This window comes from Pontibacter diazotrophicus (assembly GCF_003367245.1).
Lineage (GTDB): Bacteria > Bacteroidota > Bacteroidia > Cytophagales > Hymenobacteraceae > Pontibacter > Pontibacter diazotrophicus.
In genome coordinates this window covers 59835-82376 of record NZ_QRGR01000026.1, presented here as the reverse complement: position 1 = coordinate 82376, position 22542 = coordinate 59835, and the positions used below count along the sequence as shown (strand labels likewise).

The 22542-nt window shown below is 48.8% G+C and carries 20 protein-coding genes; 7 read left to right on the top strand and 13 right to left on the bottom strand.

The window, feature by feature from the left end; genetic code table 11:
• Positions 1-15: 15 nt before the first annotated feature.
• The 4 genes from DXT99_RS20610 to pruA all read right to left on the bottom strand — a co-directional run bounded on the left by DXT99_RS20610 (position 16) and on the right by pruA (position 3382).
• The gene (locus tag DXT99_RS20610) at positions 16-522 is read right to left on the bottom strand and encodes an NADH-quinone oxidoreductase subunit C (protein WP_115567481.1); all 507 of its coding nucleotides are present in this window, start codon (positions 520-522) and stop codon (positions 16-18) included.
• Between the two features lie 5 nt (positions 523-527).
• Positions 528-1082: an NADH-quinone oxidoreductase subunit B gene (locus DXT99_RS20605; RefSeq protein ID WP_115567480.1), complete on the bottom strand. Its 555-nt coding sequence runs from the start codon at positions 1080-1082 to the stop codon at positions 528-530.
• Between the two features lie 79 nt (positions 1083-1161).
• The gene (locus DXT99_RS20600) at positions 1162-1542 is read right to left on the bottom strand and encodes an NADH-quinone oxidoreductase subunit A (RefSeq protein WP_115567479.1); all 381 of its coding nucleotides are present in this window, start codon (positions 1540-1542) and stop codon (positions 1162-1164) included.
• A 205-nt stretch (positions 1543-1747) separates the two neighbouring features.
• The gene (gene pruA / locus DXT99_RS20595) at positions 1748-3382 is read right to left on the bottom strand and encodes an L-glutamate gamma-semialdehyde dehydrogenase (RefSeq protein ID WP_115567478.1); all 1635 of its coding nucleotides are present in this window, start codon (positions 3380-3382) and stop codon (positions 1748-1750) included.
• Between the two features lie 640 nt (positions 3383-4022).
• On the opposite strand from pruA, the gene DXT99_RS20590 reads away from it, so the two are divergent.
• Positions 4023-4229, top strand: a complete 207-nt coding sequence (locus DXT99_RS20590; protein ID WP_115567477.1) for a hypothetical protein — start codon at positions 4023-4025, stop codon at positions 4227-4229.
• A 167-nt stretch (positions 4230-4396) separates the two neighbouring features.
• Here DXT99_RS20590 and DXT99_RS20585 read toward each other — a convergent pair whose 3' ends face one another.
• Both DXT99_RS20585 and DXT99_RS20580 read right to left on the bottom strand, forming a co-directional pair.
• Positions 4397-5098 (bottom strand): YjjG family noncanonical pyrimidine nucleotidase, encoded by a 702-nt coding sequence (locus DXT99_RS20585; RefSeq protein ID WP_115567476.1) that lies wholly within the window; start codon positions 5096-5098, stop codon positions 4397-4399.
• 147 nt (positions 5099-5245) lie between these two features.
• Positions 5246-5632 carry an ArsR/SmtB family transcription factor gene (locus DXT99_RS20580; protein WP_115567490.1) on the bottom strand — a complete coding sequence of 129 codons (387 nt, stop codon included), beginning with the start codon at positions 5630-5632 and terminating at the stop codon, positions 5246-5248.
• A 72-nt stretch (positions 5633-5704) separates the two neighbouring features.
• Here DXT99_RS20580 and DXT99_RS20575 point away from each other — a divergent pair, with 72 nt between their 5' ends.
• Entirely contained in the window at positions 5705-6376 is a 672-nt protein-coding gene (locus DXT99_RS20575) for a carboxypeptidase-like regulatory domain-containing protein (RefSeq protein WP_246000883.1), read from the top strand.
• Positions 6377-6630: 254 nt separating this feature from the next.
• Positions 6631-7977 (top strand): NAD(P)/FAD-dependent oxidoreductase, encoded by a 1347-nt coding sequence (locus tag DXT99_RS20570; protein WP_115567475.1) that lies wholly within the window; start codon positions 6631-6633, stop codon positions 7975-7977.
• Positions 7978-8066: 89 nt separating this feature from the next.
• Here the strand turns inward: DXT99_RS20570 and DXT99_RS20565 are convergent, their stop codons facing one another.
• Positions 8067-10406: a M1 family metallopeptidase gene (locus DXT99_RS20565; protein WP_115567474.1), complete on the bottom strand. Its 2340-nt coding sequence runs from the start codon at positions 10404-10406 to the stop codon at positions 8067-8069.
• 92 nt (positions 10407-10498) lie between these two features.
• The gene (locus DXT99_RS20560; RefSeq protein ID WP_115567488.1) at positions 10499-11092 is read right to left on the bottom strand and encodes a HupE/UreJ family protein; all 594 of its coding nucleotides are present in this window, start codon (positions 11090-11092) and stop codon (positions 10499-10501) included.
• 312 nt (positions 11093-11404) lie between these two features.
• Here DXT99_RS20560 and DXT99_RS20555 point away from each other — a divergent pair, with 312 nt between their 5' ends.
• Entirely contained in the window at positions 11405-12643 is a 1239-nt protein-coding gene (locus tag DXT99_RS20555) for a lactonase family protein (protein WP_115567473.1), read from the top strand.
• Between the two features lie 38 nt (positions 12644-12681).
• Here the strand turns inward: DXT99_RS20555 and DXT99_RS20550 are convergent, their stop codons facing one another.
• A complete protein-coding gene (locus DXT99_RS20550) occupies positions 12682-13248 on the bottom strand; it encodes a hypothetical protein (RefSeq protein WP_115567472.1) in 567 nt (188 codons plus the stop codon).
• 350 nt (positions 13249-13598) lie between these two features.
• Here DXT99_RS20550 and DXT99_RS20545 point away from each other — a divergent pair, with 350 nt between their 5' ends.
• Both DXT99_RS20545 and DXT99_RS20540 read left to right on the top strand, forming a co-directional pair.
• A complete protein-coding gene (locus DXT99_RS20545; protein WP_115567471.1) occupies positions 13599-14663 on the top strand; it encodes a Gfo/Idh/MocA family protein in 1065 nt (354 codons plus the stop codon).
• Positions 14664-14957: 294 nt separating this feature from the next.
• Positions 14958-16769: a prolipoprotein diacylglyceryl transferase gene (locus DXT99_RS20540; protein ID WP_115567470.1), complete on the top strand. Its 1812-nt coding sequence runs from the start codon at positions 14958-14960 to the stop codon at positions 16767-16769.
• 88 nt (positions 16770-16857) lie between these two features.
• Here the strand turns inward: DXT99_RS20540 and clpB are convergent, their stop codons facing one another.
• From clpB to DXT99_RS20520, 4 genes are all read right to left on the bottom strand, one after another.
• Positions 16858-19479, bottom strand: a complete 2622-nt coding sequence (gene clpB / locus DXT99_RS20535) for an ATP-dependent chaperone ClpB (RefSeq protein ID WP_115567469.1) — start codon at positions 19477-19479, stop codon at positions 16858-16860.
• Positions 19480-19687: 208 nt separating this feature from the next.
• Positions 19688-20071, bottom strand: coding sequence for a GxxExxY protein (locus DXT99_RS20530; RefSeq protein ID WP_115567468.1), 384 nt, complete (start codon positions 20069-20071; stop codon positions 19688-19690).
• Positions 20072-20173: 102 nt separating this feature from the next.
• Positions 20174-20860 carry a deoxyribonuclease V gene (nfi, locus tag DXT99_RS20525; protein ID WP_115567467.1) on the bottom strand — a complete coding sequence of 229 codons (687 nt, stop codon included), beginning with the start codon at positions 20858-20860 and terminating at the stop codon, positions 20174-20176.
• A 152-nt stretch (positions 20861-21012) separates the two neighbouring features.
• Positions 21013-21822, bottom strand: a complete 810-nt coding sequence (locus tag DXT99_RS20520) for a hypothetical protein (protein WP_147294269.1) — start codon at positions 21820-21822, stop codon at positions 21013-21015.
• 7 nt (positions 21823-21829) lie between these two features.
• Here DXT99_RS20520 and DXT99_RS20515 point away from each other — a divergent pair, with 7 nt between their 5' ends.
• Positions 21830-22513 (top strand): dienelactone hydrolase family protein, encoded by a 684-nt coding sequence (locus DXT99_RS20515; RefSeq protein WP_115567465.1) that lies wholly within the window; start codon positions 21830-21832, stop codon positions 22511-22513.
• Positions 22514-22542: the final 29 nt, after the last annotated feature.

Here is a 22542-nt window from a genome sequence, read left to right as displayed (position 1 = left end):
TTACAGCTAATTGGCTTAACGTCCGAAATAAGTGTCTATCTTGTCTTCCCTCGTCTGGTCTTCCAGCGGGTACTGCTTCAGCATCGGGTGGTACTCCATTTCCTCAATGTTCAGAATTCGGGTCAGGTTCGGGTGACCTAAAAACTGAATGCCGTAGAAGTCAAACGTCTCCCGCTCCATCCAGTTGGAGGCAGCGTAAACGTTTGTCAGCGTAGGCATTACCGGGTCTGAGGCAGGCATATACACCTTAATGCGCAGGCGATAGTTGTGACGCATGCTGTGCAACTGGTACATCACGCACAGTTCCTTGTCTTTCTGGTCCGGATAATGGATACCGCACATCGTCGTCAGGAAGTTTAATTGCAACTCCTTGTCGTCGTGCAGGTATTGGATCAGCTCGATAATAGTTTCGCGGTTGGTGGTGAACGTCATGATGCCATCCGGGCTGTAAGCGCCCTGAATGTTGTCTTCCCCAAACTTGCTGATGATTTTACCGAGTACGTTTTCGTTCGTAAGCTCCATTCTGCTTATTTAATGTTATAAGAGGCCAGTAATGCCTGGTATTCCGGCGAGTTGCGGCGGCGCAGCGATTCATTTTCTGCCAGGTCCTGTACGCGCATCAGGCCATCTAAAATCTGCTCCGGGCGGGGCGGGCACCCTGGTACATACACATCTACCGGCACGATACGGTCGATACCCTGCAATACAGAATACGTATCGAATATACCACCGGAAGAAGCGCAGGCTCCAACGGCAATCACCCAGCGGGGCTCCGACATCTGCTCGTACACCTGCTTTACAACAGGGCCCATTTTCTTAGCGATGGTACCCATCACCATCAGGATGTCTGCCTGGCGCGGGGAGAAGCTGGGGCGCTCGGAACCGAAGCGGGAAATGTCATAATTGGCGCCCATGGTAGCCATGTACTCAATACCGCAGCAAGAGGTGGCAAACGGCAAAGGCCAAAGTGAGTTCTTACGTGCCAGACCAATAACTTTTTCTAAGGAAGTGGCAAAAAAACCAGCACCTGATACACCATCCGGTGCATCCACTAAATTAATATCTTTATTTATGTCGCTCATGTAAATAGTTTGTTTGTACCTTAAAGGCATAGGTTCGTGTGCATTAAGAACACAAACCCGCTCTTAAAAGTTTAATATCCTATTCCCACTTTAGGATACCTTTCTTAATCACGTAGAAGAAACCTGCCAGCAGCAGCCCCATAAACACGAGCATTTGCAGGAAACCTTCCATGCCAAAGCTTCTGAAGTTTACAGCCCACGGATAGAGGAAGATGATTTCCACATCGAAAAGTACAAACAGGATGGCTGTCATAAAGTATTTGTAGGAAATAGGCGTGCGGGCATCCCCCACAGACTCAATGCCACTTTCCCAGGCTTTGCCTTTTACTTCACTGTCTCGCTTCGGGCCGAGCATGTGCGTAAGCGTAAGCGCAAAAATCACAAAGCCCAGTGCGGCTGCAAACTGAATTAAAATCGGAAGATAATCAGACGGTACATACTGATCCACAGTTGGTTCCATAATGCGGTAGTCCTTTTTTTAATGAAGGACCAAAATTAGGTATAAATAGCCAACAATCAAAAGCATAAATCTATAGTAGATGATGCAAAAGTTCAAGCAAGTGCAGGTAAATCAGAAGGCGGGGTAACAGTTACCTGTCTCTCCAAAACACAGCGGCCATGCTCTTCTCAGAACATGGCCGCTGTGATGGTTTCTCGATGATGCCCTATTTATCTTCGCCCAGGAACGGGTAACGGTAATCTGTCGGCGGGTTCAGCGTTTCCTTGATAGAACGGGCTGACACCCAGCGCAGCAGGTTCAGCATAGAGCCTGCCTTGTCGTTGGTGCCGGAGGCGCGTGAGCCACCGAATGGCTGCTGCCCTACCACCGCACCGGTTGGCTTATCATTAATGTAGAAGTTACCGGCGGAGTCGCTCAGTTTCTTGGTGGCATACTCAATGGTGTAACGGTCTTTGCTGAAGATGGCACCTGTGAGGGCGTAAGGTGAAGTGGCATTCACCAGCTCCACTGTATCCTCAAAGTTATCTTCGTCATACACATAGATAGAGATAACAGGGCCGAAGATTTCCTCACACATGGTAATGTAGGTCGGGTTATGAGACAGCAGCACAGTTGGCTCAATAAAATAGCCTTTCGACTTGTCGTAGTTACCACCCGCGATGATCTCCACCTCATTGCTTTCTTTTGCGTCGTCGATATACTTCGCTATTTTATCAAAGGATTTTTCATCAATGACAGCGTTGATGAAATTAGAGAAATCTTCCGGAGGCCCCATCTTGAATGACTTCAGGTCTTCTACCACATAATCTCTCACCTCGTCCCAAAGGTTGCTCGGAACGTAGGCGCGGGAGGCGGCAGAGCATTTCTGGCCCTGGTACTCAAAGGCGCCACGTGTGATGGCCGTGGCCAGTTGCTTGGCATCCGTTGTTTTGTGAGCAAGTATGAAGTCTTTGCCACCGGTTTCGCCTACAATGCGCGGGTAAGCTTTGTACTTGTGGATGTTGTTACCGATGGTCTTCCAGATGTTCTGGAAAACGCCGGTGCTGCCTGTAAAGTGGATGCCGGCAAAGTCAGCGTGGTTGAAAACGACGTCACCCGTTGTAGGGCCATCTACATACACGAGGTTAATAACACCCTCCGGCAAACCGGCTTCCTGCAGCAGCTCCATAATCATGTGCGCGGCATAAATCTGCGTATAAGCGGGCTTCCATACCACCACATTCCCCATCATGGCAACAGCGGTAGGCAGGTTGCCTGCAATGGCTGTGAAGTTAAAGGGGGTTAGGGCAAACACGAAGCCCTCCAGTGGGCGGTGCTCCATGCGGTTCCATACTCCCGGAGACGACTCCGGCTGCATGCGGTAAATATCGGTTGCGTACTGCACGTTAAAGCGCAGGAAGTCGATTAGCTCACAGGCAGAGTCAATCTCCGCCTGGTAGGCATTCTTGGACTGCCCCAGCATAGTGGCTGCATTTAAACGTGCTCTCCATGGCCCGGCTAACAGCTCAGCGGCTTTTAGGAAGATGCTGGCACGGTGTTCCCAAGCCATGTTCGACCACATCTCGTGGGCGGCAAGGGCAGCGTTGATTGCTTGTTCCACGTGTGTCGCATCACCTTCGCTGAAGTGGCCGAGAATGTGCTGGTGGTCGTGTGGCTGCACCATTGGCCGCTTGTTGTCTGTAAATACTCTGTCGCCGCCAATGTACATCGGTACATCCAGTTCTTTGGACTTCAGTTCTTTATAGGTGCGCTGCAGCTCTTCTCTTTCAGGAGAGCCGGGAGCGTAAGATTTTACTGGTTCGTTAACAGGAGTTGGTACTCTAAAGAATCCGGTTGCCATGCGTTTATAATTGTGATTATAAAATATGTTTAAGGTATTCCTGAAGGCTTACGGAAATAACAGCGCCTTCTTTACAAATGTAACGGGATTTCCCGGAAAAGCGGCATACGAACGCTCGTTCTGCTATAGGTGGCTATTACAAGCAGCTGTTTCGGACATCCTTGTCCGGAACTAACCATGGAGCGGACTTCCTAGTCCGCATTATTCGGTACACGGGGACTAGGAAGTCCCCGGCAGGTAGCATTCGGACAAAGATGTCCGAAAGAGCAGTAGAGCCAGTAGTATTTAAAAGCCTGGCGTTGTACTTGTCTCAGGTGTCAGTGTCGGCTTTCTATAACGAATACAGCCTATGGCTGTTTCGGACTTCCTTGTCCGGAACCATGCCTGAGGCGGACTTCCTAGTCCGCGTTATACGGTATACGGGGATTAAGAAATCCCCGGCAGGTGGCATTCGGACAAAGATGTCCGAATGAGCTATCTAATCATCTCAAATAGAGTATCTGTGAGCAGCCGAACTAAAGTGGTCTTCCTTTCAATCAGGTACACCAAATCCACAAAGGTGTTGCAACCTTCATCGCACTGTTTCCCGTAATAACTCTCCCTGCTTGTCGGGGAGAGTAGCTTATAAGTTTATTTTACTATGAAAAACAGAAACAAAACATATGCAAAGGGGATGTTGGCAATGGCAATCGGGTTTTCCTTTGCTGCAGAAGTGACCAACTATACTTTTAACAAAAATAAAACCAGCACAGAAGAGCAGATTATCACAAAGACAGCGCAGAAACAGGAGGTACAGGAAAAGACAAGCGCAAGCAGATACCAGGATAAGCTGTCGTTTTGGGAATAGCAGCTTCTGTGTGCAGACGCTCGCAGAAGCTGCGCACACTGCGAGGTCTTTGCGGTAGTAATTGCCCCTGAAAGCAACTTTAAATTATAAAGCCCGGCGCTGTACCTGTTTCAGGTGCTGGCGCCGGGCTTTATAATTTTATGCTTTCAATTGTTGTTAGACTGTTGTTAGAGCATCTCTTTTAACTGGCTCAAACAATGGATTTCGTAGGTGGGTTTGAGGCTTCGTCTCTTTTTAATTTTCTCGGGGTTAAAGAACACCTGATCGATGCCGGAATCGCGGGCACCTTCAATATCGCACTCATAGTTATCGCCCACCATCAGGCAGTTTTCCGGTTTTACGCTAATGCGGTCCAGCAGGTACTCAAACATGCGGCGGTCAGGCTTTTTGTAGCCACAGCAATCAGAGGTTACTATCTCCTTAAAGTAGCCATGCAAATTAGATGAGGTGATCTTTACATGCTGTGCGTCCTTAAACCCATTCGTGAGAATGTGCAGGCCGTACTTTGGTTGCAGGTAATCGAGCACTTCAAAGGCGAAAGGAAACACGGCCGTTTTGGTAGGGCAGAGGTCCAGGTAAGCTTCCGAAATGCCCTGCGGCACCTCGTGCGGTTCCAGGCCAAGGCCAGTCAGCGTTTTGACAAAGCGGCTTTCCCGTAGCTCCGCCTGCTTTATTCTGCCTTTGTTGTACATGTCCCAAAGGCGGGTGTTCACAAACTTATACTTCTTATAAAAGGAGTTACTATCGAACTTGCCAAAGCTGGCTAATCCAAACTGCTCATATAGTGTGTACAGGGTTTCTTCGGAATTTTTCTCAAAGTCCCAGAGTGTGTGGTCTAGGTCGAAGAGGATATGGGTGTATGTTTTCATGTTTAAATAGAATCAGGTAAAAGTAAAACGCGCCGGGGGAACGTATGTTTTGAAAATTGCATTGTTTTAATGGAAGGCGAAGCTGTCTGGCACCTGAACCAATACAATATATTTTAATTTATGTAGTTATGATGGGGCAGACAAACGCTAGGAGGCTGTCCAGCGGCGGGTTTGTAGTTTGTTAACGGCAAGCTCGCGGTTAGAGAAAAGAATCTGGTAAACTTCCACATCCTTTTGGAGTGCGGCATCGCGCTCCATGTAAGCAAAAATCTGGTGTAAGAAGTCTGCGGCCTCTTCTTTGATAGCATAAAAAACCCACTGATCCACCTTGCGGGGGGCCACCAGGCCCGCATTGCGAAGGTAAGAGAGGTGACGTGAGGTTTTAGTTTGCGTAAAGTCCAGCACCTGCTCCAGGTCTGAAGTGCACATTTCTTTGTTGCGCAAAATCAGGAAGAGGATGCGGATGCGGGATTCGTCGGCGAGGGCTTTTAAAACCTGTTCGCCAAAAGAAAGACTGAAGTGTTTGAGCCTCATAAGCAGGTTGGCAATAGACCAAAAATAGGTAAAAGCAGCTATTATAAATAATAAATAGTATAATTGTATCACATGAAGTCACCTTTACACGCGTCATATTCCCATGCAAAGCCCCTGCAATGGCTCTTACTGCCACTGTTAGGCCTGTTGTTGCTTTTAGGTACAACAGAGGAGGCAGCGGCACAGGGGCAGGCGGGGCGTGTGGTGCAGTTGTCCGGCTTTGTCGCTACCGGCGACAGTCTGTTCGGTGTGGCTGGTGTGAGCGTGTACGTGCCAAACTCCACACGTGGAACAGTGACAAATGAATACGGCTTTTTCTCGGTTCCGGTGCTGGCTGGCGACAGCGTGCTTTTCAGTGCACTGGGCTTTAAGAAGCAGTACCTCATTATTCCGAAAAACTATAGCAGCCAGAGCTACTCTATTATCATGCAGCTGCAGGAAGACCCAACGGAGCTTCCTATGGTAGATGTGTTCCCTTGGGCAACAGAGCGTGATTTCCGGGAGGCAGTAGCCAACGTAAAGCTGCCGGACGAAGGCCGGGCCATTGCCATGCGTAACCTGGACCCTGAGCGGCTGGAGGAACTCTTCAAAACAACACCGATGGATGGAGCGGGTAATTTCAGGCATGGGATGAACCAGCAGCAGCAGTTACAGCAAAACCGCTATATGTATCCTACTATCAACCCGATGGCCATCCCGGCCCTTATCAAGTCCATCATGAACGGCGATTTCAAACAGAAATAGTCCCCAACACCTTCTTATATCATCTTTTACAGGTGCTTTCAACAGTGCCCGGAACAGCCATTTCACAAGAGTGGCTGCGACTATCTTTATACCCCATCAATAAATGCTTTCTGCACAGGAGAATTGCCTGTAAGTAACTAAGCGCCGTATGTTTCGTTATTTTGGATGTAGCTGTACATATCTACTACAGAAGCAGCCGGGAAGCAAAGTGTAATTTGCTGCTCCGGGTTGCGGAGACCTAAACGAAATATACTATGCTTGAAACCGATCAATTATCGCTCAATATACCCGATACCACCAAACCTCGTGTTGTTATAATAGGAGGTGGATTTGGAGGTATCAACGTGGCCAAGAAACTGAAATGTGAGGACTTTCAGATTGTGCTGTTCGACAGGCAGAACTACCACGGCTTCTGGCCCCTTTTGTACCAGGTGGCCACAGCCGGCCTTGAACCTGACGCTATTGCAGAACCGCTGCGTAAGATGTTTGGTAGTGATGACTATGAAGACTTTCACTTCCGGTTAGTAAAAGTGATAGGCATTGACCCGGTTATGAAAACCGTATCAACGCTTGTCGGCAACCTGCCTTACGATTACCTGGTGGTGGCCACAGGCTCCAAGTCTAACTACTTCGGAAATGACCAGGTAAAGAAATACTCTTTTCCGCTGAAGCAGATACCGGATGCCCTTAATTTGCGCAGCCAGTTTTTGCAGTGTTTCGAGCAGGCCAGCATGACCAACGACCCTGAAATAAAGCAGAGCCTGATGAACTTTGTGATTGTGGGTGGTGGGCCTACTGGTGTGGAACTAGCAGGTGCGCTGGCAGAAATGAGGAAGCATATCCTCCCAACAGACTACCCGGGTATGAACTTCAATAACATGAATATCTATCTCGTGGAAGGTATGGACAGAGTGTTGCCGCCGATGTCGCCGCAGGCCAGTGCTAAAACGCAGCAGTACCTCGAGGAACTTGGGATAGATATCAGGCTGAACACCCTGGTAGAGTCTTATGATGGCAATATTGCCACCCTGAAAGGAGGTGAACAGATCCGGGCGCATACGCTGATATGGGCTGCCGGAGTTGCGGGAGCGATGATAGATGGCTTGCCGGAAGAGGCAATGGAGCGGGGCAGGATACTGGTGAACCAGTATAACCAGGTGCTGGGTTTGAACAACATTTTTGCGATTGGCGACATCGCCTTCATGAAAACGGATGAGTACCCAAGAGGGCATCCGGGAGTGGCGCAGCCTGCCATTCAGCAAGGAAAACTCCTGGCAAAAAACCTTCCGAAGCTAAAGCGTGGCCGGCCGATGGAGCCATTCAAGTATTATGATAAAGGGTCCCTGGCCATTGTTGGTCGAAATCGTGCTGTGGCAGATTTACCAAATGATAGGCACATGAGTGGCTTTTTTGCATGGGTAGTTTGGCTGTTTGTGCACATCATGTTCCTCGTTGGCTTCCGGAACAAACTGGTGGTACTCAGCAACTGGATTTACCGCTTTTTTACCTACGAGCGTGGCACACGCCTTATCATCAGGCCATTCGTCCGGAAGGGAGACAGGGCCAAACGCAAATTCATTAACAAGTACAACGCAGAATAGACAGCTTATCTGTGTGAGTTACCTATAAAACAGCAATGCCTCCAGGAGTCCTGGAGGCATTGCTGTTTTTGGTTTATAATAGTTCTCAGCTATTGAGCAGGATTGCTGCTACCGCCGCTGCCGTTTGTGCGGCTTGTGGCGCGCTCGCGCTGCATCGGGTTTTGCTGCTGCCTGTTTTGCTGCTGATAGATCTCGAAACGGGACGGTGCCATACGGCGCGGATAGCTGTTATCCGAGAGGTCTGTGTCTGCAGTCTGCAGGTATGGGTCCAGCGTGAAGCTTACCACAGGCTTTTCTGTGATAAACACCTTCGTGATCTCGTCGTTGTTATAGCGCCAGATCTCAGCCGGAATATTCATCACTTCTTCAGAGCCATCCTCATACGTCATCTGCACAACCAGCGGCATTACCAGCCCGCCTTTGTTCTGGAAACCTACCTCATAGAAGTTCAGGCCAGACTCCAGTGCCTTTTTCTGCTCTGGTGTCAGGTTCTTCATAAATTGCTGGTGGCGCTGCAAATCAGAGGCTGTCGTAGCGAGTGGGTCGTAGGTGTTATAGAAGTCGTTTAGCTCAGGCTTCTCGTCTACCAGCGTTTTAGGAATGTCCTGCAGGTTGCGCTGCTGCGAAAGCGTTTGAGGTGCCTTGTTCAGTTCTTCACGGCGCTGTGCATTCACAAACTCCGGATCCTGTGCGTCGATGGCGTACCATTTAACATCCGTAATAGCAAGATCAGTATGGTCGGTGGTATAGAACCAGCCTCTCCAGAACCAGTCTAAGTCCACACCCGAGGCATCTTCCATGGTACGGAAGAAGTCAGCAGGCATCGGGTGCTTGAAAGCCCAGCGCTTTGCATATTCTTTAAAGGCATAGTCAAACAGCTCGCGGCCCATCACTGTTTCGCGCAGGATGTTCAGACCTGTAGCAGGCTTGCCGTAGGCGTTCGGACCAAACTGCAGCACCGACTCAGAGTTCGTCATAATCGGCGTCTGCGTGTTCTTGGCGCTCTTCATGTATTCCACGATATCCTTTGGCTCACCACGGCGCGACGGATAGTTGCGTTCCCACTCCTGCTCCGCCAGGTATTGCATAAACGTGTTCAGGCCCTCATCCATCCACGTCCACTGGCGCTCATCGGAGTTCACAATCATCGGGAAGAAGTTATGGCCCACTTCATGGATAATCACAGAGATAAGACCATACTTAATACGGTCAGAGTAAGTGCCGTCTTCCTCCGGGCGGTAGCCGTTGAACGATATCATCGGGTACTCCATACCGCCCACAGGGCCGTGTACAGAAATAGCTACCGGGTAAGGATAATCAATGGTGTGCTTGGAGTAAACACGAAGGGTATGGCCTACTGCCTCTGTAGAATACTGGCCCCAAAGCGGGTTTGCTTCCTTCGGGTAGTAAGACATCGACAGCACGTTTTTGCCGCCCACGTTGGTGTTCATGGCGTCCCAGATAAACTTACGGGAGCTTGCCCAGGCAAAGTCGCGCACGTTTTTAGCGGCGTATACCCATGTCTTCTTATCCGTTGCTTTGTTATTTTCTGCCTGCGTTGCTTCTTCCTGCGTTACAATCACAACAGGCTTGTCGCTTTTCGCGGCTTGCGCCCACCGTTTCTGCTGTGTGGAAGAAAGCACCTGGCTAGCATTCTGCAGCTCACCGGTACCTGCCACCACGTGGTCAGCTGGCACCGTGATGCTTACTTTATAATCGCCGAAAGGCAGGGCAAACTCACCGCTACCCAGAAACTGCTTGTGCTGCCAACCATTCACATCGTCATATACAGCCATGCGCGGGAACCACTGTGCTATCTCGTACAGGTAATTGCCATCTTTAGGGAAATACTCATAGCCCGAGCGGCCACCCAGCGTTTTCTGGTTGTTGATGTTGTTTTTCCAATCAACGTTGAAGGTATAGCTCTGGTTTGGCTTCAGCGGCGAAGGCAGGTTAATACGCATCATGGTATTATTGATGGTATAAGGCAGCGCCTTGCCACCGCGGTCGGTTACTTTGCTGATTTTAAAGCCACCGTCAAACTCCTCACGTGTTAGGTAGTCTACTGCCTGCAGCGACATTCTGTCCTGAAGCTTGCCTGTTTGGGTCAGGTTGCTCATGGAGTTTGGCTCAAAGATGTTCTGGTCCAGTTGCACCCACAGGTAACCCAGCACGTCCGGTGAGTTATTGGTGTAGGTAATGGTTTCAGAGCCGGTAAGAGACTGGTTCTTGTCGTCCAGCTCTACTTTTATCGTATAATCTGCACGCTGCTGCCAGTACTGGTGGCCGGGCGCGCCTGATGCCGTGCGATAAGTATTAGGCGTTGGCAGCTCTTGTCCCAGCTGCCCGAATTTGGTGTCCTGTGCCAGCGCCGCCATAGGCCCTGCCACTAAGCCCAACAGCGCCAAACCTGCTAAAAGGTTTCTCATGAATATCGGATATAGTGTTGTTAGATTATAAGTTAAGGTAAATGAATAAGGGATGCTCTTCGCTATAAAGTTCAAATATAGTTGTTTGAACGTTAAAATATATTGGTTTCAATCATTAATACTAAGGCAACGCCTGCCGCGGCACTCGATAGTACCATAATCCAATCGCGTTTTTTTGCCTTGAAAATATTCATCACTATAGCGCCCAGTATCAGCAAGATAGCAACAATCAGTAATTGTCCCAACTCTATTCCGATATTGAAAGCCAGCAACTGCTGCCAGATACTGCCGCTGCGCCCCAGCATTGCCCTCAGAAAGTTAGAGAAGCCCATGCCATGAATCAGGCCAAAGAAGAGCGCCATCAGGTTGTGCAACGAAAAAACAGTTGGCTGTTTGGAAGCAGCGCCTTTCAGCTTGAAGAAATTAGTGATGCAGGTAAAAAGGATGGTGACCGGAATCAGGAACTCTATCAGATTTGTGTCGAACCGGATGATGTTGAACGTGGCAAGCGCCAGTGTAATAGAATGCCCGATGGTGAAGGCTGTAACCAATGCGATTACTTTGCGCCAGTCGCTCAACGTGTAAATGGCGCTCAGCGCCAGCAAAAACAGCATGTGGTCGTAGGCCTTGAAATCAAAGATATGATGAAAGCCCAGTTCAAGGTACGTTGAGAAAACAGAAGACACAGTAAGGGTGCGGTAAGTTGATACTGAAACAAAGTGCAAATTAAAGTTTTACCTACTGAGTTGCAACAGCGATAAGATATGAGAACGAAGTGTCATGCTGGTTGCTCGAAGCATAGGTGTTTGGCAGCGTTTGTGCTGCATTGTAGCCAGGCTCTACCTTAAGGCCATAGAAAGCGCTACCCTTTCAGAAATAAGAGCGTTTGTTTAAGCTTGTGCCACAATATTCGTTAACTTGAGCCTATATAAGCCAACAATGCCCTCTGAAAACGCTCACTAGTATAAATTAGGGTTCTAACCCAGCCAATCAACTATATGAATTATCTCCACAACCATGCACGGCGCAACTTTGTAAAAGTAGCAGCAGTAGGTTTTATGAGTTTATCGATGACTTTTTCTTCCTGTACCTCTTCAGAGTCCGATAGTGCGGCATCAGAAGAAACTGCAGCAGGAAATCAAACCCAAAATACAGAAACGTCTATGGTATATGTAGGTACTTATGCTGATCCGGAGAACGAAAGCATTTTTCTTTACCAGTTAAATCCTGAAACCGGAGAACTCAGCCGCGTAAGTGGCTTTAAAGGCGGGGCCAACCCATCGTTCCTGACCCTGGACGAGCAGCAGAATTACCTGTATGCGGTGAACGAGACAATGGACTACCAGGGCCAGAACAGCGGTGCTGTAAGCGCCTTTTCTGTGGATCAGCAAACAGGCAATCTTACGCTCCTGAACCAGGTTGCTTCTAAGGGAGGCGCGCCCTGCTACATTTCAGTAGGCGACGATGGTAAAACAGTGTTGGTGGCAAATTATATGGGCGGTAACGTTGCTGCCTTCCCGATACAGGAAAACGGAACTCTGGCAGAAGCCGCATCCGTGGAGCAGCATGAAGGTGCCGGACCAAACAAAGACCGCCAGGAAGCAGCCCACGCGCATTACGTGGCACCAGGCCCCGATAACCGTTATGTATATGCCGTGGATTTGGGTGTAGACAAAATATACGGTTACCGGCTGAATGCTGAAGGTAGCGCCCTGGAACCAACGGAGCCTGCCGTGGCCTTCGCTGCCGAACCTGGTGCCGGACCCCGGCAGATGGCTTTCCACCCCAATGGGCAGTATGCCTATGTCATCAATGAATTAAACTCGACAATGACGGCATTGGCCTATAACAGCGGCAATGGTGCTCTCTCCGAAATCCAAACCCTATCAACACTGCCTGCTGACTTTAACGGAGACAATTACCCTGCTGCTGTACGGGTGTCGCCGAATGGACAGTACCTGTATGGCTCCAACCGCGGACATAACAGCATTGTCGTGTATAAAATCGATAAAAGCACCGGCAAGCTGACACATGTAGAGACGGTATCTTCAGGCGGGGACTGGCCCCGTGATTTCACGATAGACCTGACGGGTAACGTGCTGCTGGTGGCCAACGAGCGCTCTAACAACATTGTCTCTTTTAAAATAGACAAAGACACGGGCAAACTAACCGCTACAGGCCATGAGGCGGAGGTACACAAGCCTGTGAGTTTGCAGGTGGTGCCTGACTTTCAGTGATCAAAACTTTAGAAGTACAACCAGAGAAGCTTAACGCACTAATCTGGAGGACCTGGTTGCAAGGCATACTGTTGTAAACTTCTACGGGCACGCTGGTAAACTTCCAGGTTGCCATGTACATAGATTTTCTCTTTTCCGCTGCCTGCCAGTGCACCAATACCAACTCCGGGCAGCAGCAGCAATGTACTGCCCATGAATGCTTTCTCTTCGGCACTAAATGCTAAAAACGTGCCTTCGTCGTCACCATCCGCAAAACCTATAATCGCACCGGTAGCGATGCCTATTAAGCCTCCAAAAAGCGCACCACGGCCCGGTCTGCCTTTTGATCTGAACCTGATTTCTTTAATAGCTGTCGCCGGAATGGATATTGGCGTCTGAGCAGCTGTCAGAGGAAAGGTGTAGCTTCTAGCATTCGGCAGGACCTGGATAGCTGAATCACCGGTGCTGAGCAGTACGCCTTTATACACTGGAGCAGACCCTTCAAAGTATACCCAACATCGGTACTTAGCCTGTTGTGTATATGGGCTTTGTGCCTGTACAGCAGCGCATGCGCTAAGGAGCAGCAGCCAAGCGGCTGCAAAGAAAACAATCGCAGCATTTCTCATACAGCCTTTTATTAAGAGATGACGAACTAATGGCTTGACCAGCTATACAATGGGCAAGTACACCCTCTGTATACGATTATTGTAGTTTTTGGTAGATTATTGTGAGTATTCTAATTATCAATACATGGTTGCGTATATGCGTGTTGTGGTTAACAGCGCCCACCAAGGGCTATACTTAGACCAGGTATAATTTTAATATAAGAATTTATAATGAGGCAGTTTAAGAAAAGCTGGTTTGAAGAGTAAAAACGCTGATGCTTTTACGTAAGCCTTTGGAGCAAGGCAGGTTTAGGCGAAGAAACCTTTGCTATATAATTTCCATAAAGTGAAATATACTTATTATACTACAGATGGTATTTAAAAACAATTACTCAGCTAAGTTAAAACAGCCGCTAAAAGTAGCTTTGGCAGGTCTGAGCCACGACCATGTGGAGGGGGTGCTGGAGCGCCTTGCGCAGGAGGATGTGCTGGTAGTGGGAATTGCAGAAGGAAACAAGGAGCTGGTGCAGCGTTACCGCAGGAGCTATCAGCTGCCGGAATCGCTATTCTATAAAGATCTGGCCACGCTCCTGGAGTATGAAAAGCCTGATGTCGTGATGGCGTATAATGCCATAACAGAACATATGGCGGTGGTAGAGGCATGTGCTCCTTTAGGAGTGCATGTGATGGTGGAAAAGCCCCTGGCTACCACAGTAAAAGACGCTGAACGCATGGCGGCACTGGCACGCGAGCACCAGATACACCTGCTCACGAATTACGAAACTACCTGGTACCCCAGCAACCAGGAACTGTACATCATGGTGAGCCATCATATAGCGGTAGGGGATATCCGGAAGATGGTGGTGCACGATGGAAACATCGGCCCCAAAGAGCTCGGCTGCTCCAAAGAATTCTTGGGTTGGCTGACGGACCCGGTAAAGAATGGCGGCGGTGCCATCATGGATTTTGGTTGCTACGGTGCCAACCTGATGACGTGGCTGATGCAGGGGCAGGAGCCTTTGGCTGTAATGGCCGTCACCCGCCAACTGAAGCCGGAGGTTTACACAGATGTGGATGATGACGCTACCATTATCCTGGAGTATCCGCAAGCCACCGGTATTATCGAAGCCTCCTGGAACTGGCCCTACAATATTAAGGATCTCGAAATATTTGGCCAGACCGGCTACCTGCAGGCGGTGAACAGCGACACCTTGCGCTCCAGAAAAGGAGCGGATGAAGACTTCACTATAGACAAAATAGAGCCACTCGCTGCTCCTTACCAGGATTATGTGTCTTATTTTACCGCCGTGGTAAGAGGTGACATCAAACCAGAACACGATCTCTCTTCGCTGAAAAACAACCTGACGGTGGTGAAGATCCTGGAGGCTGCCAGGGAATCGGCGAGGAAAGGGAAAAGGGTGGTATTGGGGAAGTAAGAGCAAGATTTACCTGATATTGTCAATCTGCAGGAACTTGTGCTTTAAAGAACACATGGTGTTTTTACGACCTGCCAATGCCTGTAGCAATAGCCGTTGCTGTTTCGTAGCTGCCAACCAGTATATAAGCAATGGCTTCCAACACCAAAAGGCCCTGCATTAAATAAATATACATATATAACTACTTCATAATCCAATAGATATTCTTATATTTATCTATGACATAGATTAGTTTATAAGGAGCAAAAGCAACTGAGCTGGATAGAATAAACACACACTTTTATTGGAACAGACATGGGAGTAGCATTATATGTAGTACATGTAGATGGCAAAGTGTGGTTCGACATCTTGTACCTGTTGGCCTTCTTTTTTAGCTTTTTATGGTTGTTTCGGGAGGGGTACAAAAGGCAGTTTAACATAACTGCATGGGCAGTGGCCATAGCTGTTACATGGTTTCTGTTTATCGTAGGTACAAAGCTGTTTACCTATTCTTTTGAGCAGTGGAAGGGGCTCTTTATAAGTCAGAATCTGCCCTACACCAGTGATAAGATCCTTTTTGGAGGATTGTTGCTTGCCATGACAGGGTTCCCCATCATTAAAAGGCTTTTAAACTTCAAGATAAATGCGCTGGATGCGCTTGCGCTGACACTGCCGTTATCGATTACCATCCAGCGGATAGGTTGTTTCTTTGCAGGCTGCTGCCATGGTAATGTAACTACCCTACCTTGGGGGGCACAATACGAACCCGGAACACTACCACACTACCACCAGTTTGCAGCAGGAGTCATAGAGCCAGGAGTTTTCTATTCACTTCCGGTGCATCCGACACAACTTTATGAAACAGTAGCATGCCTGCTGGTTGTCATGACGCTGCTGTATGTGAAACGATATATAAAGGCACCTGGCAATATGTTTATCGGTGCCATTCTACTGTACAGCTTTCTGCGGTTCTTTGTGGAGTTTTTCAGGTATGTTGATGCTTATGCTGCTGCAGCCTCCATGGTGGGTGGCTTAAAAGTTGTGCAATGGGGTTTACTGGTGCTGCTGTGTGTGCTGGGCGTGCTGTTCTTTTACCGGGAACGCGCTTTTATAGCAGAAAAGGAGCAACAGCAGCCAGCTTCAGCGTTGGCAAACGCAACGATATTAACCCTCGGTCTGATTTTCGTTAGCTGGAGCCTGCGGAATTGGTTTACTTATACAGAGCTGCTGGCTGTAAGTATGGCTTTGGTACCTGCCGTTGTTTTTGTAAGTGCTGCAGTGTTCAAGGCTTATACCGTTACGCAATACCGATGGCTTACCTTGGGAGCCTTAGTCTTGCCTTTGTTGCTCATGAGCCAAACCCTGATTTTCAAGAGATCCTATACGGAAGATTCTACTGTTGTTCGCAGGTTTAACGCCATAAAACTAGGATATGGTAGCGGAGACTATCAGAACTCGCATACCATTGACTCAAATAGCGGCTGTAGTAGCGTAAGCAATACCGGCTACTTTCAACAAGAGTATGAGGTAGGAGGGGCAGGTTTTTCTGTAACGACGCAACACGAAAAGCACGAGTTTACGTACGGGGCTAATGCTTATGCTGGCAGGCACGTTGAAACGGAGTTAGTAAATGATATTGTAACGGATAATATAAACTCCTCTAATTTATGGGGTGTCAATCCATATATTAGATACGACCGGATTTGGTTTGGTATTGGAGCGGGCATGCATGCAGGCGATTTGGTCTACACGCTGGAGAATCTTCGGGAAATTGGAGTAGGCGCGCCTACGAGTGCCAGCAAAAGAAGGGCTGTATATCCGCAGTTCTATGTGCGCTTTGGGCCTACGCAGCTTTTCTTTACTGATTTTGAACTTGCGCATACCTTTCCTTCTCCTTTTCCAGGCTATCGTCAGAGGATCGGCGTTGGCAGCGGATTTGGTTTGCGCAATGGCAGCTTTCTCAAGTTCAGTAACAACGGAGCAGACAACATGTTAAGTGGCCAGTTTGTGCTGGGACAAAACTTTGTGTTGGAGCCACTTTACCTATGGAAAGGAGCTGATTCTTATTTCAGTGACAGGCAAAGGCAGGCAAGCCTGGGCATGCATTACAGGTTTAACTATAGGTAAGAGAATAAAAAAACCCGCTACTCCAAAGGAATAGCGGGGTCTATAGCTAACTTTAAACTTAATACTTCTACTTATTCTATACTTCTACTTATTCTCCCGTAGGAATCTCTACATCCACGTTTACGAAACGTATTTTACCGTCTTCCAGCACAGCTTCCACTACAGAGTCCTTGCTGATTCGGCCAGACAAGATGTCCTTCGAAAGCTCGTTCAGGATCTGGCGCTGCAGCACGCGCTTCAGCGGGCGGGCGCCAAACTGCGGGTCAAAGCCTTGCTCGCCCAGGTAATCCAGCACTTCGTCGGTGGTTATGAGCTGGATACCAGTTTCCTCGAGGCGCTCCTGTATGTGTCGGAACTGGATGGTAACAATCTTGCGGATGTCGCCACGGCTCAATGGGCGGAACATCACCAGTTCATCGATACGGTTCAGGAACTCCGGTCTTACCGACTTCTTCAGCAGGTCAAACACCTCGTCTTTGGTACGCTCCACCACCTCGTCGTGGTTAAAGTCATCCATCGTCTCAAAATTGCTCTGGATGATGTGCGAGCCAATGTTCGACGTCATGATGATGATGGTGTTCTTGAAGTTTACCACACGGCCCTTGCTGTCTGTCAGTCGACCGTCATCGAGTACCTGCAGCAGGATGTTGAACACGTCCGGGTGCGCTTTCTCAATCTCGTCGAGCAGTACCACAGAGTACGGCTTACGGCGGATAGCCTCTGTTAACTGGCCACCTTCATCGTACCCCACATATCCCGGAGGCGCACCAATCAGACGGCTCACAGCGTGGCGCTCCTGGTACTCACTCATGTCGATACGAACCATGGCGTTGTCGTCGTTGAAGAGGTAATCGGCCAGCGCTTTGGCAAGCTCGGTTTTACCCACACCGGTTGTGCCCAGGAAGATAAACGAACCAATCGGGCGCCTTGGGTCCTGCATACCGGCACGGCTTCGGCGCACCGCATCAGAAATGGCCTCGATGGCTTCTTCCTGCCCGGCTACACGCTTGCCTAATTCCTGCTCCAGGTTCAACAGCTTTTCGCGGTCGCTTTGCAGCATCTTACTTACCGGGATGCCTGTCCATTTGGCAACCACCTCGGCAATGTCTTCAGCGTTAACTTCTTCCTTCAGCATCGGGTTCTCGCCCTGCATTTCGCGTACCTGCTCCTGCAGTTGCTTGACCTTGGCTTCGGCTTCCTGTATTTTGCCGTAACGCAGCTCTGCTACACGGCCATAATCTCCGGAACGTTCGGCCTGCTCGGCTTCCAGTTTATACTGCTCAATATTTTCTTTCTCTTTCTGCAGCCCTTCAATGATCTGCTTTTCGTTTTGCCACTTGGCTTTCAGATCATCGCGCTTGCCACTCAGGTCAGCAATCTCTTTAGAGAGTACAGTTTCCTTGTCTTTATCATTTTCGCGGCGAATCGCCTCACGCTCAATTTCCAGCTGCATGATGCGGCGCTGAATTTCGTCCAGTTCCACTGGCAGCGAGTCAATCTCAATGCGCAGTTTTGCTGCCGCCTCGTCCATCAAGTCAATGGCCTTGTCTGGCAAAAAGCGGTCAGTGATGTAGCGGTTCGACAGTTCCACAGAAGCAATAATCGCATCGTCTTTGATACGTACCCCGTGGTGCAACTCATACTTATCTTTGATACCACGCAGAATCGAGATGGCATCCGGCACATTTGGCTCGTCCACCATCACAGCCTGGAAGCGTCGCTCCAAAGCTTTATCCTTCTCAATATACTTCTGATATTCTTTCAGAGTAGTCGCCCCGATGGCATGCAGCTCACCGCGCGCCAAGGCTGGCTTCAGCAAGTTAGCTGCGTCCATGGCGCTCTCGCCACCTGCACCAGCACCAATCAGCGTATGAATCTCATCGATGAACAGTACAATCTCGCCCTCGGCATCAATTACTTCCTTAATCACTGCCTTCAGTCGCTCTTCAAATTCACCTTTATACTTGGCACCTGCCACCAGCAGACCCATGTCCAGGCTCATCAGCGTCTTCGACTTCAGGTTCTCCGGTACGTCCCCGGCCACAATACGCTGCGCCAGGCCCTCCACGATAGCGGTTTTACCTACACCAGGCTCACCCAGCAATACAGGATTGTTCTTGGTACGGCGGCTCAGGATCTGAAGCACGCGTCGAATCTCTTCATCACGGCCAATTACCGGGTCAATTTTACCGGCACGGGCCAGTTCGTTCAAATCCTTCGCGTAACGTTTCAGTGAGTTATATTTAGCCTCTGCGTTTTGGTCCGTTACCTTGGCCCCACCGCGTAATTCTTTGATGGCTTTCTTCAGGTCCTTCTCATTAAAGCCAACATCCTTCATCAGGCCCGCCACTTTATCGCGACCGGCTAAAAGGCCCAACAGCATGTGCTCGATGGCAACATACTCATCGCCAAACTCTTTTAAGTATGATGTAGCTTTTTGCAGCGCCGCATTGGCATCATTTGCTAAGTATGGCCCTCCGCCTCCGGTCACTTTCGGGTAGCCGGTTACAATTTCGTCTAACTTGCTGTTGAGGATATTGCCGTTGATGTTCAACTTCTGCAACAGGAAGTTTGTCACGTTCTCGTCAGTAGCGAGAATCGCTTTTAATATGTGCCCAGTTTCGATAGCCTGCTGCTGGTTGCCGCCTGCTATCTCAGTAGCCTTCTGAATGGCCTCCTGCGCTTTGATGGTATAGTTATTAAAGTTCATGTCTTTGTCTGTTTTCCTTTGGTTTCACTTACAGTAACTCTATCATCAACTTACGCACCAATGGTACTTTCAGGTAGTTTTTATGTAATTATGTCATGATTTAGAAAGGTGTTTTGCGGGTTTTAAGACAGAATGGCAGGTGATTGTCTGAATCAGGATTTGCAGGATTGGGAAGGATGCATAGGATTTCTGGAGGTGTAAAAAAGGATTATGAAGTTAATTTGTAACTATTGTTGAACACCTTTTTGTAATGAAGGCTGAGTGCGCCAAAGTTGACGAGTAGACCTAATGGGAAATTGTAGGCTACCGTATAGTTTTTTGCCTGGGCTAAATGAATGTTTTCCAGATTGATGATAGCTTTTAATTCCACTATAATACTATTCTCAACAATGAAATCTGCCCTTCTGCTGCCAACTTCTATATCATTGTAGTAAATAACCTGCTCCTTTTCCCGCTCAAAGTTCAGTTCAGCCTGTTGCATTTCAAGAGCAAGGCACCGCTGATAAATTACTTCCTGAAAACCACTTCCAAGGGTATTATGCACCTTCATGGCACATCCTATAACTTTATAAGTTATTTCATCTAACTGCATCCGCTTTGGCTAAGATTCTAAAAACCAATTAAATTAATACTTCATAATAAAAAGAATCCTGTACATCCTTACACATCCTGCAAATCCTGATTCAGACAAATGCTACTTTACCTCCTTCTTAAACACCGCCGCATAATGATCCGCCAACCTGGTAGGCTCCGGCAATTTATGCTTCAAAGCACAAGCCATGGCTATTTCCGTGGCAGATGCCAGGTCCATCAGGTGGCCGGGCGATACAAACACGGGCTTGACCTTGTCTTTGGTGCGGAGTACGTTGGCGATCACTTCATCTTTATAGACTAAAGGCGACAGAGAACCTTTGGTGATAGCAGGCTGTGTATACTTGCCTACCAGTACCTTTTTAGCGACGCCCATCGTGGGCTTGTTCAGGTGCAGCCCCAGGTGTGTAGCGATGCCCAACTTGCGCGGGTGGGAGATGCCGTGTCCGTCTACCATAATCAAGTCAGGCTTTTGCTGTAGCTTTTCGTAGGCTTTTAGCAGGTTGGGAGCTTCTCTGAAGGCCAGGAAACCTGGGATATAAGGTAATTCCACGGGCCCGTGGTGCCATACTTTCTCCACTATTTCCAGCTCAGGATACTTTAGCAGTACGAACACCGATAGGATAGTGTCTTCACCGATAAAAGAGGAATCGCAGCCCGCAATCAGTTTCAGGTTAAAGTCCGGTTTCTGTAACAGTACCCGCTGTTGCATCTCGTTTTGTTGTTCTGTGAGCTGCTTTAAAATAGCTGGGTCGGGTGGGGGAGCATCAAAGCTTCTGTAGTAGGCCATTTCTTAATTATGAATAACTGAATAATGACTTTTGAATGAGTGGCTGAGCGAACGTTAAAAGGCTTGTTACTTTTGACTTGTAGGATACGATCGGATTCTTTTACGTACATGTTTTCTATTCAATTATTCAAAAGTCAGTCATTCAAAATTGATTATGCGCTGCAGGGTACGCGGAGGTCCGCAAAGAGCAGGCGCCACCTTTCGCCATCATGGGCAAAATGGAAGCGATAGGATGTGCGGGTGTGCAATACGGTTTTCTGTACCTGCTGCTGCATACGCTGTACCTGCTCTTCCTGCTCTGGGTTGAGATTGGCATACTGCCACATGTCAGAGGTGTGAAAGTCGGTCGCGTCACGGAAGAAGCAGCCGTCCTCTGCGAAGCCCGAACGGCCCCTATCCATCCAGGCACAGTCGAACTCCGGGAACTCCTGCCGCTCCTGCAGGTCACACTCCTGCATTTGCTCCGTTATGGAAGTAAAGGGCTGGTTCTGATAACTACGTTGCACAGCCTGTATATTCTGGAAGTGCGTGTAAGCCGGCACAGCACCCGGTTGCTCTATCAGCCAAAGTCCCCGCTCGGGCGAAACGAACTGGTTCAGCCCCACGGTGTCTCCTGCCTGCAGCGCTCTGAAAAAATGTTCAAAAGCGACTTCAAAGCTCATTGTATCGGTGCCGGGGGTGTCCTCCTTGCGCTGCGGCTCCTCCTGCACTGCTTCCAGCGAATCTATGCCGCTGCTGCTTAAGGTTCTTTCATCATCCGAGTTCTGCTGCTCAGGAGTGCATGCGCTGTTAAAGGAAAGGAGTAATAGTAGAAGGGGGATGAAGTGTCGCATAGTAATTGGTTCCAGTATACTGATTACGGTAGATGGCAGGTAGGGAGTTGTGCCCTTTGAACTTTGGATGGGGGAGGTCGTACCTCCATAGTAGGCTTTGGTAACATGGCCGCTGTCTGAACTATACAAATAAACTATGGCAAACTATATTATTAACGAAAGTGTACGAATTGATATGCCGGATGCGGCGCTAATCGGAGACCTCGCCATTCCGGAAGAAGCAAAAGGCCTCGTGGTCTTTGCGCATGGAAGTGGCAGTAGCCGTCTCAGCGAGCGGAACCGATTTGTGGCGGAGCACCTGCAAAATTCTAGCTTTGGCACCTTGCTTTTCGATTTACTTACTCCCGAAGAAGATGAGGAGGGAAGCAAGCCGTTTGATATTCCGCTGTTGACCCAGCGTATGATTGAAACCACCTATTGGCTTCAGAAAGACCCAAGAACCAATACCTATAACTTTGCCTATTTTGGTGCTAGCACAGGTGCGGCAGCTGCCCTGGGTGCCGCTGCTGCTTTAGGAGGAGATATTATCCAGTGCGTGGTGAGTAGGGGAGGGCGGCCCGACTTAGCCGATACGGCCCTGCCAGACGTGAAGTCTCCTGTTTTGCTCATTGTGGGCGGAAAAGATGAAAACGTGCTGGAGATGAACATCCAGGCAAGCAACCAACTGCTGGGCATCAAAGATGTAGAGATTGTACCGGATGCCACACACCTTTTCGAAGAGCCGGGGGCACTGGAAATGGCGGCACAATTGGCCACCGATTGGTTTAGGAAGTACCTCGCGCCCAAAAAGCAGCAGCCGCTGCGGCAGAGCCAACCGTAATTAATTTTGAATTTTGAATAACTGAATTT

Excerpts from the sequence above, each read along its gene's own strand:
- DXT99_RS20585 (WP_115567476.1), bottom strand. The coding sequence starts at position 5,098 with ATGAAAACATACACCCATATCCTCTTCGACCTAGACCACACACTCTGG.
- DXT99_RS20550 (WP_115567472.1), bottom strand. The coding sequence starts at position 13,248 with ATGAGAAATGCTGCGATTGTTTTCTTTGCAGCCGCTTGGCTGCTGCTC.
- clpB (WP_115567469.1), bottom strand. The coding sequence starts at position 19,479 with ATGAACTTTAATAACTATACCATCAAAGCGCAGGAGGCCATTCAGAAG.
- DXT99_RS20540 (WP_115567470.1), top strand. The coding sequence starts at position 14,958 with ATGGGAGTAGCATTATATGTAGTACATGTAGATGGCAAAGTGTGGTTC.
- DXT99_RS20605 (WP_115567480.1), bottom strand. The coding sequence starts at position 1,082 with ATGAGCGACATAAATAAAGATATTAATTTAGTGGATGCACCGGATGGT.
- nfi (WP_115567467.1), bottom strand. The coding sequence starts at position 20,860 with ATGGCCTACTACAGAAGCTTTGATGCTCCCCCACCCGACCCAGCTATT.
- DXT99_RS20580 (WP_115567490.1), bottom strand. The coding sequence starts at position 5,632 with ATGAGGCTCAAACACTTCAGTCTTTCTTTTGGCGAACAGGTTTTAAAA.
- DXT99_RS20555 (WP_115567473.1), top strand. The coding sequence starts at position 11,405 with ATGAATTATCTCCACAACCATGCACGGCGCAACTTTGTAAAAGTAGCA.
- DXT99_RS20530 (WP_115567468.1), bottom strand. The coding sequence starts at position 20,071 with ATGCAGTTAGATGAAATAACTTATAAAGTTATAGGATGTGCCATGAAG.
- DXT99_RS20570 (WP_115567475.1), top strand. The coding sequence starts at position 6,631 with ATGCTTGAAACCGATCAATTATCGCTCAATATACCCGATACCACCAAA.
- DXT99_RS20600 (WP_115567479.1), bottom strand. The coding sequence starts at position 1,542 with ATGGAACCAACTGTGGATCAGTATGTACCGTCTGATTATCTTCCGATT.
- DXT99_RS20575 (WP_246000883.1), top strand. The coding sequence starts at position 5,705 with ATGAAGTCACCTTTACACGCGTCATATTCCCATGCAAAGCCCCTGCAA.
- pruA (WP_115567478.1), bottom strand. The coding sequence starts at position 3,382 with ATGGCAACCGGATTCTTTAGAGTACCAACTCCTGTTAACGAACCAGTA.
- DXT99_RS20565 (WP_115567474.1), bottom strand. The coding sequence starts at position 10,406 with ATGAGAAACCTTTTAGCAGGTTTGGCGCTGTTGGGCTTAGTGGCAGGG.
- DXT99_RS20515 (WP_115567465.1), top strand. The coding sequence starts at position 21,830 with ATGGCAAACTATATTATTAACGAAAGTGTACGAATTGATATGCCGGAT.
- DXT99_RS20610 (WP_115567481.1), bottom strand. The coding sequence starts at position 522 with ATGGAGCTTACGAACGAAAACGTACTCGGTAAAATCATCAGCAAGTTT.
- DXT99_RS20590 (WP_115567477.1), top strand. The coding sequence starts at position 4,023 with ATGAAAAACAGAAACAAAACATATGCAAAGGGGATGTTGGCAATGGCA.
- DXT99_RS20545 (WP_115567471.1), top strand. The coding sequence starts at position 13,599 with ATGGTATTTAAAAACAATTACTCAGCTAAGTTAAAACAGCCGCTAAAA.